Source organism: Microcystis sp. LE18-22.4A (genome assembly GCF_027531105.1).
Taxonomy (GTDB): domain Bacteria; phylum Cyanobacteriota; class Cyanobacteriia; order Cyanobacteriales; family Microcystaceae; genus Microcystis; species Microcystis aeruginosa.
In genome coordinates, this window is record NZ_JAPZRB010000403.1 from 1 (window position 1) to 15187 (window position 15187).

The window sequence follows — 15187 nt, forward strand, 5'->3', positions numbered from 1 at the left end:
GGGGGAAAATTCTGGGACTTTTTCTCTGAAAATTAGGTAATTGACCAGATGAGAATCGGTAAAACCCTACACCCCACACCCCACACCCCACACCCTGTCCCCACGAAAAACTTTTTCAGCAGACCCTAGATAGTCAACAGCAAACGCTACTTAGCGGTTAATTTTTGGGATTCTAAGGGAGAATGATGTAATAACATTAATTGATTTTCTTGTAAGATTTCGATAGCATAAGCAAGGCCAGAAGTATCGCTAAATTCAACTTCAAAAACATTTGGCTCATAGACTTCTACAATTGTTCCCACTTGCCCGCGATATAATCCCAATTGGGGTAAGTCTTCTAATAAAGCAACCACATCTAAGAGTTTCATTTCATTATCTCCTTATCTCCTTAAAGTACATAACAAGTAACTAAACGGGGAAAATTTTCCTCATTTCTGATTATCCAAACACTGTGAATAATAGCCGTTTTGTTTTGATGATTCAGGGGAAAGTCAATAATATACTTTTGGCCATATTGATTGATTTTATCGGGAATAGCATCAGAGGTTTTAACGGCTTCTAAGAGTGCGTTTTTAAGAAATTGAACGTCATCAATATTTAAGTTTAAGGCGGATTTAAAAACACGGACTTTATGCCGTCCATCGGCATGATTTAGATTTAGGGAATAACCAGTTAGTTTGTGATCATCTATGATGGTACTTTCAGGATGAGGCAGTTTCACTTCCAACAAAAAACTCGGCTCTCTTGGTTTGGTTAGATTAAATGTAGCCTAGCATATACTTTTCTGTTCGGTTATCCCGAGAGAATTAAGGATAAACTGAAGTCTGATGCACAATTTTGAGATTTATTATCGGTTTCTTGCATAGAAGAGAGGACAAAAGCGAGAAAGTCTGACATTCTTGGGATAGGTAGCACGAAAATCGAGGCCATTTCTCACGATGCAAGCTCTGCTAGAAAAAGCTCAGATAGCGTTGAATAAAAAAGACTGGGAGACAGTAAACGCCAGCATACAGCGACTTTTAAACCAAAAAGATGCGATTGAACCGATTATTAACGATGAAATCCTCGATTTAGCCCTAGAAGCTTTACAAAAATGTGATTTTCAACAGCGATGGGAGATAGCTAAACTATTTCCTAAAATCGGTCAATCGGCGATCGCTCCTTTAATTGCCCTGTTAGAATCCGAGGAACAAGATGGGGAAATGCGCTGGTTTCTGGCGAGAATTCTCAGTCAATTTGACGATCGAGCCTGTATTCTCGCTCTCAGTCAATTATTGCAAAAATCGGAGGAGGAGGAACTCAGCCAAATGGCTGCGGCCGCTTTAGCTAATATCGGCAGTTCTGCCATCTCCAGTTTAGGACAATTACTGTCCGACTCTAATACCCGTTTTTTAGCCGTACAAGCTTTATCACAAATTCGCCGACCGGAAATTATCGAACCGCTTTTAACCGTAGTTAAGGATGAATCTAGCGCCATTCGGTCCATGGCGATGGAAGCTTTAAGCAGTTTTCACCATCCCCAGATTACTGCGATGATCCTCGATGCTTTACAGGATCCGGCCATCGATGTGCGACGGGAAGCAATTAAAGCTAGTAGTTACCTGGGGCCAAATTATCCCCAAGCAGATTTAGTTAACCATCTGCAACCGCTGTTATTCGATATCCACCTCGAGATCTGTCAAGAAACGGCGATCGCTCTCGGTCGTATCGGCACAGCAACCTCAGCCAAAGCTTTAAATCCACTGCTGCAATCTTCCTTAACTCCCGATAGTTTAAAATTAACTGTAGTACGAGCCTTGGGCTGGATCGAGGACGGAGAAGCTTTAAATTACTTAGAAAAGGCTTTATATAGCGAAAATGTCTTGATGTGTCGGGAAATAATCGCTATTCTCGGCCGGCAAACCTGCCAGAAATTACGCCGACAAGCAGGGGAAATTCTCGGTAATTTTTATCACTCCCATCCCGCGATCCTCGCTCATACGGCAGTTAAACAGTCTCTAGCGATCGCTTTAGGAGAATTAGATCGGGACAATAAAAGTATTTTGCTGACTTTAGCAGCCGATGGGGAGGCGATTGTCCGTCTCCATGCTCTCAGCGCCCTGAAAAAGCTAGATCATGGGACTATATAGCTAATTTCCCGCTGCACAGATGTGGTGAATTTGCCAGTAATCCGCATCCATTTCCCCAAGGATAGCGTTTAATACTAAATCTGGTTATTAAAGACTGATTATCTATTTCCTCTTTTGCCTCTTGCCTATCCTGATATGTAGCCTATACTCAACGGATTTAGTATGATTCTAGCTGATAACTAAAAAACTGATTACTGATTACTGATTACTGATTACTGATAACTGATCACTGATTTAAGGTCTTTGCAGGAAGATTAATTCTTCAACGGGGAGGAAATCATAGTATTGACCTTGATTGGCTAAAACTGCGATCAAATGGAGACGAGCATCGGGTTCAATGTGTAATCCTTCCCAGGGGACAGCAATTTCCAAACATTGATTAAAAGAAGCTTTGGCACTACTAGGAACTCGTTGCCAAGTAAAATATTCTTGAGCGACTTCTAACCAAGTAAATTCCGTGATTAAATTTATTCCTAGATGATGATGATAACCGTAATCGAGGGGCGATCGAGGGGGAATATCTGCTAGGGTAATTGGACTTTGCAGACGATGCACTTCGTCATAATACCAATATAAATGCACTTCAGGCGGGATATCTTTGCCTAATTCAGCCCCCGGTTTCCAATCGAAACGCAGATAAAAATTGAGGTGATCCCAACCGAAAAAGAGTCTTTGTACTAAGGAAGTCCGGTGCATTGTACCACTGGCGCCGCCAATTTCGAGCCGTCCGGCTTTATCCCAATCCTGTTCGTCCCCAAAACCGTCGATAATGGGGTGAATGAAAGCCATCGGACGATTACTTTGTTTATCTCGGTGTTCTTCCACAGGTTCGAGCAAATAGGAGGGAATTGGCTCATTTAAAGCTTGATAAAGAGCGATCAGGTGTTCGCGGAAAAGTTGGTCAAAAATTGCGTCATGATTGGAGGAATGGCCATAACCAAACCACCAAAACCAATCGGAACCTTCCGCTGCATACAATGCTTCCCACGCGTCGGGGTTATTATCTTCCGTCGCTTCCGGGTGATTAGCGAGGGTTTGACGGGCTAAAATTAGATATTCCCAAGCTTTATTTTTAGCGGGATCGCCGATCCAAGTGGTAAAATTGGCATCGATCCAAGAGCCGCTATGAAGTTGATGGCTGGGTATTTTGGCATTAGCGGGAAAGCGATCGAGATATTCAGAGACGGTGACTAATTCGATCGCTTGGTGGTCGCTTAAAAGTTGATAAAGGTTCTCTAGGAAGGGTAAACCGTCTTGATGATAGTTTTCCCAACAGTTTTCGCCATCTAGCGCAATGGTAACTAACCAGGGTTTTTCTAGGGTCGTGGTTTCTGCGTTGGTTTTCAGTTGTTCGGCGATCGCTTCTAGGTGTTTAACTAAGTCTGTAGCGGCCTCTTGCGCTTTCATGCCACTATAGCTAAATCCGATCAGATCCGAGAGACGATGATCGCGGAAAACCATCGATAAATTGCCGTTGCTAGTTTCCAGACAGTAGGGACGATAAAGCAATTCTGGTTCGCTAATATTGCCTTTTTCGTCGCGATGAAAGTAATGTCCCAGGGACCAACCTAACACCCCCTCATCGGAACATAACCACTGAAAACCCTGTTTAGCGACAGCGGGGAGAATCGCGGGACTAACGGATTGTTCCGAGGGCCAAAGTCCTCGAGGATGTTTATCAAAGCGATCGATATAGATTTGCCAAGCTTTCTGGAGATGGCGGGAAATATCTTCAGGATAGTGGAAATATTGCCGAGGAAGGGTCATATTCGGCACTGCTACCCGGCCGGCTTCCGAGTTGGCCAGCAGGGGTAAAATTGGATGGGTGTAGGGACTGGTAATGATTTCTAGTTGTCCGGTTTCCTGCATTAACCGGTGTTGCGGCAAGATACGACGCAGAATTTGACGCTGTTTGGAGATAATTCGCTGGCGATCGCTTAAAGTGAAGTTTTTTCCCTGTTCTAACCAGGCAGCGATTTCTGGGTCACTGTGAAAGATAGGATCGATCCAAGCGAGGTTATGCCAAGCCAAGAGATCGCTATAATCTTGGAGATGCCAATGGCTAATACACCAACTATGACCGTTTTCTTGACGCTCTGCGTATAATTGCCCGTAACGGGGGTGCGGATCGATCAGGGTACGATGGTTAGCATCGAAAAAGTGTTCGAGGATAAAGTGTTTTTGTGCCAGGGTTAACTGCGCTTCTGGGGTGACGGTGAGGGCAAGATAGGGGTCTATAGCTAGTCCGTTGACGTAATCCTCTAATTGCAGGATTAAAGAGGGGACAAGGTTGACAGTTTGGTGTAATTTGGGAAAACGTTCTAGAATCAGGATTAAATCGAGATAATCTTTCACCCCATGCAGTCGCACCCAGGGTAAGCGATATTGTCCCGAAGCATCGGTGCGAGTTTGACAGGATTTGTAGAGGGGTTGGTGTTGATGCCAAATAAAAGCGACGTAGAGAGGATAGGCCATGATAATACCGAGGAAAAGTGCATATAACAGGCTTTAAAGCCGTTATATTAGATAATAATGGACAATAAAGCCCATTATAGATTCTTAAAAGTTGATTTCGGTCACTACCATAATCCTATCAACTGGTTTTGAGGGGGTATCGTCTCTTTGTATTTGTTAAAGGATCGGCTCCTCTGGTGTTGATTATTTGCAGTTCAGCAGTAGAATCTCTAATATTATCGGGCCCTGGTGATTTGATATGCACATCTTCTTTTCTGGGATGTTTAAAACCCAGACCTAAACTAACTTTTGTCTCCGATAACTGCTATAGCAGTTATCGGAGACACATTTTAACCGCCTATCCTTAGATTAGCTGAATTTCCGCCAATCTCTTTACTGTTGCCTCTTACCTCATCTCAACAAGCAATTTAAATGTGCGGGCAGCTAATCAGATTTGAGTTTTCAGTTCACTGATTACTGATTACTGTTTACTGGTTACTGTTTACTAGACCTCAAATTAAGATAAATTTGACATAATATTAGGTTTTATGGTTGTAATAGTTGTCTCTTGTCTTTTTTCTCCTCCTGTCTCGGATTCTCCTCACCTAACTGAAGATTTTTGATTTTTGCAGGAGATATACTGATTACTGATTACTGATTACTGAAAAACCCCCATCACCTCGATCGACAACATTTTTCAGGATGATAGGATAAGCTGGAATTATCGAAACCGTAGAAATAATAGATAAAATGAGTAATCTCCTCTGGCCGCCTTTTCTCAAGAAAGCTTACCGTCAAGAACCAATAACTAGCTTTATCTTTACCGCAGCGGCAGTAGATGTCATCATCGGGGTTGTAGGACAAAGATGGACACTGCTATCTTTAGGGGCAACGATTATGGCGATCGCTATCTTCGCCAGGTGGCGACAGAGCCAAAAAAGCAAGGTAATCAACAAAGAAGAAGCAGCAAGATATTATTTACCGCCCCAATCGGGTCAAGTGGCTTTACCAACCCTGAAAAACGAAAAAAATCGACCTTCTTAGCTCAAAAATCTCCCCTTGCTTGGCAATCAATCCCCTCAAAGGCTAGAATCTATAGCACGGTTCATTTGTTAATATTCAACTAAATTTATGAAATTCCGATTTATCGGTGGGGAGAAACTTGTCGGGGCAATTGTGGTCAGTGTCTTAACCACGCTGACAATCGGGCAACATCAGCTTAGTCATGCCCAAAATCCCATTGCCCCCCCTAAACCCGCGGCTGAAAGTGGCGAAAAAACCCCAGAAACTATCCTAGTAGAAGGTTTAGGCAGACTTACCCTCGCTAAAACCTTAGAAGGGCAACAATCCACCCCTAATGCTGTGATTTTCAGCCCCGATAACCAATTAGTTCTCGCCGGTGGTAGTGATACGGATCCTCTCCTGAGAATTTGGTCGGTAAAAACAGGGCAAAAAGTCTCCCAAACTCGCGCCCAAAGAACCAGCGTCAAAGCTTTAGCCATTAGTCCCAACGAAAGATTATTAGTTAGTAGCGGTTTAGATGGTTCTATTAATTTTTGGAATCTGGTGGAAGGCAAGTATTTAGGAATTGCCCTCGAACACGGTAATACTGTCCTCGCCCTTACGGTTACTCCCGATGGTAAAACGTTAATTAGTGGTGGTTTGGAAGGAATTCGCCTCTGGACAGTGCAACCTCCCCGCCGTCCCCTCTATCGTTTAAATTGGGTGGGTAATTTTGTTTATTCCCTAGGGATGAAATCCGATGGTGTCACCCTTGCTAGTGGTCATGAAAACGGTGAGGTAAATTTTTGGGACATCCGCGAGGGCAAATTTTTATCGAAATTTTCCGCCCATCCCCAAGCGGTTAGCAAGCTTTTATACACTCCCGACGGCAAAAATTTAATTACGGGTAGTTTAGACCGCACGATTAAAATCTGGGATACGAGCAATAATCAGTTATTATTTACTCTCATCGGTCATACGGCCCGAATTCGCTCCCTGGCACTCCATCCTAACGGACAAATTCTCGCTAGTGCCAGTAATGACGGTGTGCGTTTATGGGATGTGACGACGGGTAAACAGTTGGCCTGGTTTGATAATAATTCCGACTGGGTGGAATCCCTGGCTTTTAGTCCCGATGGGCAGTATTTGGCTAGTGGTAATTATGATTTTAAAATTCGCCTCTGGCAATTCGTCCGTTAGGCAAAAATATCTTCATTTAGCCTTTAACCACTTCTAGAAAAGCTGATTTAGCCGCTGCCTGTTCCGCTGCTTTTTTGCTTCTGCCAGTTCCCACTCCTAATTTCTGCTCATTTAACCACACTTCCGCACAAAAACGTTCTTGATCTAAGCCATTGATTTCTTTTACTAAATATTGCGGCAGTTTTTTGTATGTTGCTTGTGTCCACTCCTGCAAGGCATCCTTATAATTCTGTCGGGCCGGATCTCGACGAATTTCGGCCGCTTTTTCCCTTAGTGGTTCATCTAGCCAAGAACGCACTAAAACCATAGTCTGTGTACTAAGATATAATGCTCCCAAGACCGCCTCAAAAGCGTCTGCTAGTCGCGAAATTCTCCCCGCTTGATCGATACTCGTACTACTTGATACCAACAAATAACGCTCGAAACCGTAGCGATCCGCAAATTCCGCCAGAGTGCGATCGCTAACCATCATCGATCGCAGCGCAGCAAATTCTCCCACGAGCGCCTCTGGATACGTTTCTAACAATACCTCCGCCGCCACGAGTCTTACCACAGAATCGCCCACAAATTCTAATTGTTCATAATTCTTATCACGGGAAACACTGGGATGAGTTAGAGCCAAATCTAATAAATCCCACTTGACGGGGACATCAGCCGATAAACCCAGCTTTTCCACTAGGATTTTTAATTGTTTTTGGCGACGCGGATCACTTAAGGACATGGGAGCGGGAAGAAGGGGTGTGGGGTGTAGGGTGTAGGGTGTGGGGTGTGGGGAAGTGGGGTGTGGGGTGTGGGGTGTGGGGTGTGGGGTGTGGGGGAGAGGGGAGAGAGTGAGTTTCTCAGTTTGTTTTGTAATGTCCTCATACCCAGTTTAAATGCACAACAGCTTATCTCACCTGTAGCGTTATACTCGAAGAAGGATTACCTTTATCAACAGTCTAGAAAAACCTCACAGAGAATTTCTCAACCGTTATCAAAAATACGGCTTTAAAGATGCTAATGAGATAGTGAGAGTGGCTCTAGAGCGATTTCAACTAGAACTAGAGGCTCAGGACTTACAAGAATCAGCAAATCTGTAGGCAGCAATTTATCAACAAGATGAAGAATTACAGCAACTTACCGAATCAGCTTTAGTAGGATGGACAGCATAATAAATCTCAAGCGAGGACTGATTATTGAGGTAAATCTAGAGCCAACTAAAGGTTCAGAAACTGGGCAAATCAGACCTTGTATTAATCTACCCAATTTTCTAAGGATAAATAAGGAATTTGTCTAAAATGTCGCAGATTTCTGGTTACTAACCTAGCTTGATTAGCTAATGCGATACTAGCAATTAATAGATCGGCTCTGCCAATTTTTTGGATTTCAGAAACACTTCGTAAACGGTCAAATTGATTAGCAGCATCTCCATCAATTAAAATTACAGGAAGTTGATTCAGTAGGACTTCTGAACGACAAAAAAGTTTTTGTGCTTTCAATAAATCACTTCCTGAAAAAGCTTTAAGTAGATCATCTATCCTTCCCTGCAAAATTTCAATCTTGGTGACAATCGCAATGGCGACTTCCTCATCCTGTAAGCTTTCTAACCGATTAATAACGTTAGTATTACCTGCGTGGAGATGAGTTAAAGTATCCGTGTCAAGAATATACATCATCTTCAGTTTCTGAACGTCCTCTAGCTTGGTAAATAGAGTCTCTTAGGTCAGCAAGAGAGCTATCATCCCTTAAAGCACCTGCTTGTTGCAGAAAAACAGTTTTACTCTTTGGGGAAGAGTTAGGAAGGGACGGAGGATTAAAGGCTTTCGTCTCTTGCTCTAATAAAATATCACTGTTGAATTTTTCTGATTTTGGTTTAACTGCCATAATTGCTCCTGATTATTTATTAAAATTTTATCATAAATTTATTGCTAACTACAAGAGTCAAAGTTTTATTTTTGGAAATTTTCAAAACTTGGCGAATTAAAGCTTGACAGGATAAGTATTAACTTGCCAATTGCTTGTAGCTACAGGACAAGCTAAACCCAAATTAGTAATATTCCATTGGATAAAAGCATTATCGTTATTTTTCCAAGTAATCTTAACTGTGCCGACACAGTTACCTGCATTTCCAGATAGGTTAAAATTTCCTTGTAGGGTATCTCCAGTTGTACAACCTTCTGTTTGGGGAGCAGGAATCGTAATTGTTCCTGTAAATGGTGGTTTACCATATCCAAAAACAGTTTCAACTAAACTGAGTGTACTACTACCAAAACAAATTTTATTTAAGTTTGCAATTCTAGTTAAATTACTTTTAGAACGCCAAATTAAGCTTGTTTGCTCAGAAGAAGAGGCGATAGTTTCAGTTGGTTTAAGTTTTTCTTGTTGAAGTTGACGCTGTTTTTCAGCTAATTCTTCTTGGTTTTGTTCAAGCTGACGTTGTTTTTCATCTAGCTGTCGTTGCCTTTCCGCTAATTCTTGCTCTTGTTGTTTGGCTTGATTAGTCTGTTCTGATTGAATTTCAGAGATTCTTTCTTCTAATTTTTGTTGTTGTTTTTTAGAGAAGAAAGTCCAGCCAGCTAAGAAAGTAATACCTATTATTACAGCAGCAATAGTAATTTTTATCCAGTCATTTTTCAGAATCACGTTGCCTTGTTGAGATGAAGGGAAAGAAAGTTCAGTTGGCAGTACTGTCGGCTGTCCCTGTAGCGCCTGTCTCATCATTTGAGCAGTTGTAAATCTTTGATTTGCTTGCGATTTAATAGCTTGATCAATTGCATTGGCTAGAGTTGGACTAACATTTAAAGCATATTGTCGCCAGATAATTTCTCCAGTAAGCGGTTCGGTTTCTAATTCTTCAGGTATTCTACCTGTTAATAAATAAATTGCTGTTAAACCAAGAGCATATAAATCACTGGAAAAAACTGGTCTTCCTATTGATTGTTCTGGAGGCATGAACCCTGGTGTTCCAATTACAATAGAACTGGTGGAATTACCTCTAGGAGACATCCCTGTACCTATTGCTTCTTTAATAGCACCGAAGTCAATTAAAATTGGCATTTGATCGTGGTGACGAATAATAATATTATCTGGTTTAATATCTCGGTGAATAATCCGTTTACTTTGAATATATTCCAAGAGGACTAAAAGCTTTAGTAAAATTCTTTTAACAAAGGTTTCTTCTTGTTTTCCTTGGCTCTTAACTAAACTAGATAAAGTCTGTCCCTGAATATATTCTTGAACCAAATAAAACTGTCCCTGGTCCTCAAAATAAGCAAACAATGTGGGAATTTGATCATGACTATTTCCTAAATCTTCTAAAATCACTGCTTCTCTTTGAAAGCGCTCTTTGACCAGTTGATAGACCTGTGGGTTATTGTGCATAGGCCGGAGTTGTTTAATTACACAGGTGCGACCTGATGGTAAATGGGTATCTTCCGCGAGAAAGGTATCGCCAAATCCCCCACTTGCTAATTGTCGAATAATTCGATAGCGATTAGCCAATAGACTTTGCCTCATTTTTTTAACAGAATGTAAAGTTTTGTTAATAGATTCAATATTGCTGGTACTTACCCATTAACCAATATTTTAGCCTCAGATCTCCTAAAGAACCAAAAACACCCCAAACTTACTTAAGTGCGACACACCATTATATCTCTAGCTCACGGTAGCGGCGGCCAAGCGATACGGGATTTGATCAATCACCTAACCGTTAGCGGTGCAATCCCCCTCTAAGCTAAGAAGCATTTAAATTGGTAGTTGAGGTTCCAGGGGAGATGGGAGCAGGGAGCGGGGGAGCAGGGGAGATGGGAGCAGGGGAGAATAAATAAAAATAATCTCCTGAATACTGAATACTGATTACTGATCACTGATAACTGATAACTGATAAAGGAGAGAGTCAGACATAAGCCGAATTCTGTATTTCCCAACAGCAGTAAAATCGCTTTTACCTTTGTTGGAATAGAGGTTATCTATCTGGGATAATTGTCACCAATTACCTCAAGCGGTTCCTAAAAACGGGACAGGAAAAAGACCAACCTTTGTCCCTCCACCTTGCTCCCCACCGGGGTTTACCGAGCCAGTACCTCTCGATACTGCTGGTGCGCTCTTACCGCACCTTTGCACCCTTACCCCCAATCAGTTATCAGTTATCAGCGAATTTACTTTCGTTACTGATTACTGTTTACTGATTACTGAAAAAAGGGGGCGGTATTTTTCTGTGGCACTATCCTCACGCTCACGCGCACTGGACGTTATCCAGCAAGTGTGGTCTTTCGGGAGTTCGGACTTTCCTCGCAATCATTGATAAAATGATTCCGCAACCTCTAGACCAACTCTCTCCTATTCTTTAGTATGACTTACCAGAGACTCGATCGCTCATATATCCTAGTCAATAATCAGTGATCAGTAAACAGTGAACAGTGAAAAGACAGCAGGAAACTGCTATTTAATACTGCTCGCTTAATACATACTGCTCACTTAAAACTCAAATCTGATAACTGATAACTGATAACTGATCAATGTCGATCGCTCTAAACGTTAACATTAAAGGTAATGGCTATCCGATCCTCTGTCTGCACGGTCATCCCGGTTCGGCAGCCAGTATGTCTGTATTTACCGATCATTTTTGCCAACGCTGGCAAACCCTGGCCCCGGATCTGCGCGGCTACGGTAAAAGTCGTTATCGCCGCGATTTTCAGCTAGAAGAACATCTAGAGGATTTAATCGGGCTGCTCGATCGCCAAAAAATCCCGCAATGTTTAATTCTCGGTTGGTCTTTGGGGGGTATAATCGCACTGGAATTAGTATTGCGGCATCCCGATCGCTTTCCTGGTTTAATTCTAGTGGCCTCGGCCGCGCGGCCTTGGGGTAGTCATCCTCCTATCACCACCACAGATTTAGTTTTGACGGGGATGGCGGCAATTCTCAATCAGATTAAACCGGGATGGCGTTGGAATATTGATACTTTTGCTCGTCGTTCCCTGTTTCAGTACCTTTTTTCACAACATCAAGCGATCGCCTATCAATATCTCGCTCAAGATGCTGTTCCTGCCTACTTACAAACTTCTCCCTTTGCCGATCGCGCTTTAAATCGGGCTTTAAAAAAAGGTTACAATTGTTTAAAATCTCTTGACAAAATTACAATTCCCTGCTTGGTTCTGGCGGGGGCAAATGATCGCCATATTACCAGTGCTTCTAGCCAAGAAACGGCCGAAAACCTGAAACTGTCTCAGTGGAAATGTTACCCAGATACGGCCCATCTGTTCCCCTGGGAAATCCCCGACTTAGTTTTAGGGGACATTGATAATTGGTTAGCGGAGCATTTTAGCGATAAACTGGCAGGGTGAAGTGAAAACTACTGCCGTGGTCAGGGACACTATCCACCCAAATTTGACCGTAGTGGGCGCGAATAATCTTGCGACAGACCGATAAACCGATGCCATAACCTTCTTTCCCCTCATCCCGTTTGAGACGCACATGGCCCTCAAAAATATGCTCTTGTTTTTCTTCGGGGATGCCGGGGCCGGTATCACTGATGCTCACCTGTACTTTTTGAGTAGTACGATGAAGGACAGAAAGGGTAATTTCGCCGCCGGCGGGAGTATATTTGATCCCATTCTCCAGGAGATTAATAATCACCTGTCGGATTAACTCCTCATCAGCATAGACGGGGGGCAGATCTTGGGGGATATCGCTTTGGAGAATTAAAGTCTTTTCCTGAAAAGTATCGGTAAATTGAGACAAAATTTCCTGACAGAGGGATTGGAGATAAAATTTACTCTGTTGGAGAGTGAATTGCGCCGCCATGCTCTTAGAAGCTTGCAGAATATCCGTAATCAAACGGTTCATAATCCGAAACTGTTTGCGGGCCTGTTGGTGCAGTTGTTCTCGTAATTGCAGACTGCGCTCAGTATCCGGTTGATGATAGGCTAATTCTAGGGTTTCCACGGCGATGGAAGCGGCGGTGAGAGGACTGCGTAAATCGTGGGCTAACATAGCCAAAATTTGGTCTTTAAATTTTAATTGTTCTAATAATTCTTCCTTTTCCTGTTTGAGACGAAAAACCTCATCGGCGATGCGGATGAGTTCGCCCGAATGTTCCACCTCTTGAAGTTGTGCATCCTCAGCGGGATGATTTTTGACCTCCTCTTTAATCGCTTTTTGCCAGCGTACCAACCATTTTTTAAACTGTTCCACCAGGTTACTGCCCGCGAGGGTATGGCGGGGGCCGGGGGCAATTTTGACCAAAGCGGGAGTAGCTACAAGGCGAAAATGTTCGACTAAATGAGGTTGCTGGCGAATTTCGATGATTTGTAGGTCAATCGGGTAATCAGACTTTAAAGACTGGAGATAGGACTGAATTTGACGGATAATTTCTTGAGAACTGGGACGGTCATCAACAAACAGCAAAAGTTGAATCGAGAGAGGCGTTGTCGTCTCTCTCCCTAAAGCAGTCAGTGGCTCGTTAGATGGGAGCATCGGAAAATTAGTAAACCTAGGGATTGACGAGATCGATCGACGATCGATCGACTTTTATCATATTCTTTATTGTAGAAGCTTAAGATAGTATAAAATCTACTCAACCTAATCTTAAAGTTTTATTCCTTAATTCTAAGAAGAAATCCTATGGCTTTTGGCTATGTTGCCCTAGTTCTCCACGCTCATCTCCCTTTCGTCCGCCATCCCGAAAGCGATTACGTCCTCGAAGAAGAATGGTTATACGAAGCAATCACAGAAACCTACATCCCTCTGCTGCAAGTTTTTGAAGGTCTCAAGCGGGACGGTATCGATTTTAAAATGACCATGAGCATGACTCCGCCTTTGGTGTCGATGCTGCGGGATCCGTTACTGCAAGAGCGTTATGAAGAACACTTAGGTAAGTTAGAAGAATTAATTGCTAAAGAAATCGACCATAATCAACATAATGGCCATATTCGCTACTTAGCCGAATATTACGCTGAATCTTTCCAAAGTATCCGACAAACTTGGGAAAAATACGATCGAGATCTGGTCAAAGCTTTTAAACAATTCCTCGACAGTAATAACCTAGAAATTATCACCTGTGGTGCGACTCACGGTTATATGCCCCTGATGAAAATGTACCCACAAGCGGTCTGGGCGCAAATTGAGGTGGCCTGTCAACACTACGAAGAAAATTTCGGTCGTCGTCCCAAGGGCATTTGGTTGCCGGAATGTGCCTACTACGAAGGGGTAGAAAGAATGTTAGCCGATGCGGGCATTCGTTATTTCCTCGTCGATGGCCACGGTATTCTCTACGGTCGTCCTCGCCCCCGTTACGGCAGTTACGCGCCCATTTTCACGGAAACCGGGGTGGCTGCTTTCGGTCGTGACCACGAATCTTCCCAACAGGTTTGGTCTTCCCAAGTCGGTTATCCGGGGGATGTGGTCTATCGGGAATTCTATAAAGATTTGGGCTGGGAAGCGGAATACGAGTATATTAAGCCCTATATCATGCCCAACGGTCAACGCAAGAATATAGGCATCAAATACCACAAAATTACTAGCCGGGACGGTGGTTTATCGGAAAAAGGGCTTTATGACCCCTACTGGGCCAAAGAAAAAGCCGCCGAACACGCGGGCAATTTTATGTATAATCGCGAGCGGCAAGTGGAGAGTTTAGCCGGAATTATGGGCCGTCCTCCCCTGGTTGTTTCTCCCTACGATGCCGAGTTATTCGGTCACTGGTGGTATGAGGGACCCTGGTTTATTGATTTTCTGTTCCGTAAGTCTTGGTATGACCAAAATATCTACCAAATGACCCATTTAGCCGATTATCTCCGGGCTAACCCGACCCAGCAGGTCTGTCGTCCTTCCCAATCCAGTTGGGGTTATAAGGGTTTCCATGAATACTGGCTGAATGAAACTAATGCTTGGATCTATCCTCACCTACACAAAGGCACGGAACGGATGATTGAATTAAGTCATCATGAAGCGGAGGATGAATTGCAGGAACGGGCTTTAAATCAGGCGGCCCGGGAGTTATTATTAGCACAATCTTCTGATTGGGCGTTTATTATGCGAACCGGTACGATGGTTCCCTATGCTGTCCGGCGCACTCGTTCCCACCTGCTGCGGTTAAATAAAATCTATGAAGATGTGAAATCCGAGAAGATTGATGCTGGTTGGCTGGAAAAAGTCGAGGAAATCGACAATATTTTCCCCAATATCGATTATCGCGTCTATCGACCCCTGTAATCTTTGTTAGAGATTAATAAAAATTTTGGTGCGTTATGGTTTGTAACGCACCTTGTTGCTTTCTGATTCACTCATCGGAAATTTTGGGTCTGAAACCCCGCCGTTCTAGGTTGGCTTTACGTTAGAATTAAAAGGCCAGTCTCGAAAACCAAGTGGACGGCGCAGCACCTTGAAAACTCGGCTTAGGGGGTTCCGACCAGAAAAGCTTG

The 15187-nt window shown here is 43.1% G+C and carries 13 protein-coding genes and 1 other RNA gene; 5 read left to right on the forward strand and 9 right to left on the reverse strand.

The annotated features are described in order from the left end of the window. Positions 1 to 146: 146 nt before the first annotated feature. Both O9295_RS17840 and O9295_RS17845 read right to left on the reverse strand, forming a co-directional pair. Positions 147 to 368 carry a DUF4926 domain-containing protein gene (locus O9295_RS17840; protein ID WP_002761801.1) on the reverse strand — a complete coding sequence of 74 codons (222 nt, stop codon included), beginning with the start codon at positions 366 to 368 and terminating at the stop codon, positions 147 to 149. A gap of 20 nt (positions 369 to 388) precedes the next feature. Further along, positions 389 to 721 (reverse strand): DUF6883 domain-containing protein, encoded by a 333-nt coding sequence (locus O9295_RS17845; protein WP_288034267.1) that lies wholly within the window; start codon positions 719 to 721, stop codon positions 389 to 391. Between the two features lie 217 nt (positions 722 to 938). Here O9295_RS17845 and O9295_RS17850 point away from each other — a divergent pair, with 217 nt between their 5' ends. Continuing rightward, entirely contained in the window at positions 939 to 2129 is a 1191-nt protein-coding gene (locus O9295_RS17850; protein ID WP_288034254.1) for a HEAT repeat domain-containing protein, read from the forward strand. A 234-nt stretch (positions 2130 to 2363) separates the two neighbouring features. Here the strand turns inward: O9295_RS17850 and O9295_RS17855 are convergent, their stop codons facing one another. Next, positions 2364 to 4604, reverse strand: coding sequence for a glycoside hydrolase (locus O9295_RS17855; protein WP_147069559.1), 2241 nt, complete (start codon positions 4602 to 4604; stop codon positions 2364 to 2366). 729 nt (positions 4605 to 5333) lie between these two features. Here O9295_RS17855 and O9295_RS17860 point away from each other — a divergent pair. After that, complete coding sequence (locus O9295_RS17860) at positions 5334 to 5627, forward strand: hypothetical protein (protein ID WP_147069557.1); 294 nt, start codon at positions 5334 to 5336, stop codon at positions 5625 to 5627. An 87-nt stretch (positions 5628 to 5714) separates the two neighbouring features. Next, the gene (locus O9295_RS17865) at positions 5715 to 6785 is read left to right on the forward strand and encodes a WD40 repeat domain-containing protein (RefSeq protein ID WP_147069555.1); all 1071 of its coding nucleotides are present in this window, start codon (positions 5715 to 5717) and stop codon (positions 6783 to 6785) included. Between the two features lie 16 nt (positions 6786 to 6801). Here O9295_RS17865 and rnc read toward each other — a convergent pair whose 3' ends face one another. The 5 genes from rnc to rnpB all read right to left on the reverse strand — a co-directional run bounded on the left by rnc (position 6802) and on the right by rnpB (position 11099). Continuing rightward, positions 6802 to 7506 carry a ribonuclease III gene (gene rnc, locus O9295_RS17870; protein WP_288034258.1) on the reverse strand — a complete coding sequence of 235 codons (705 nt, stop codon included), beginning with the start codon at positions 7504 to 7506 and terminating at the stop codon, positions 6802 to 6804. A 511-nt stretch (positions 7507 to 8017) separates the two neighbouring features. After that, positions 8018 to 8440: a type II toxin-antitoxin system VapC family toxin gene (locus O9295_RS17875; RefSeq protein ID WP_288034260.1), complete on the reverse strand. Its 423-nt coding sequence runs from the start codon at positions 8438 to 8440 to the stop codon at positions 8018 to 8020. Further along, positions 8424 to 8648 (reverse strand): hypothetical protein, encoded by a 225-nt coding sequence (locus tag O9295_RS17880; RefSeq protein WP_288034261.1) that lies wholly within the window; start codon positions 8646 to 8648, stop codon positions 8424 to 8426. The genes O9295_RS17875 and O9295_RS17880 overlap by 17 nt, the downstream gene beginning before the upstream one ends. 96 nt (positions 8649 to 8744) lie before the next feature. Next, on the reverse strand, positions 8745 to 10265 hold the full coding sequence (locus O9295_RS17885) for a protein kinase domain-containing protein (RefSeq protein ID WP_287170369.1): 1521 nt from the start codon (positions 10263 to 10265) through the stop codon (positions 8745 to 8747). A 386-nt stretch (positions 10266 to 10651) separates the two neighbouring features. Further along, an RNA gene (gene rnpB, locus O9295_RS17890) (RNase P RNA component class A) lies at positions 10652 to 11099 on the reverse strand. Between the two features lie 182 nt (positions 11100 to 11281). Between rnpB and O9295_RS17895 the strand changes: the two genes are divergently transcribed. After that, entirely contained in the window at positions 11282 to 12109 is an 828-nt protein-coding gene (locus O9295_RS17895) for an alpha/beta fold hydrolase (protein WP_288034264.1), read from the forward strand. On the opposite strand, the gene O9295_RS17900 is transcribed toward O9295_RS17895, so the two are convergent. Continuing rightward, positions 12087 to 13241: a histidine kinase gene (locus O9295_RS17900; protein WP_002796660.1), complete on the reverse strand. Its 1155-nt coding sequence runs from the start codon at positions 13239 to 13241 to the stop codon at positions 12087 to 12089. The two genes, O9295_RS17895 and O9295_RS17900, sit on opposite strands and share 23 nt — an antisense overlap. Before the next feature lie 147 nt (positions 13242 to 13388). Here O9295_RS17900 and O9295_RS17905 point away from each other — a divergent pair, with 147 nt between their 5' ends. Continuing rightward, complete coding sequence (locus O9295_RS17905; RefSeq protein ID WP_147073292.1) at positions 13389 to 14978, forward strand: glycoside hydrolase family 57 protein; 1590 nt, start codon at positions 13389 to 13391, stop codon at positions 14976 to 14978. Positions 14979 to 15187: the final 209 nt, after the last annotated feature.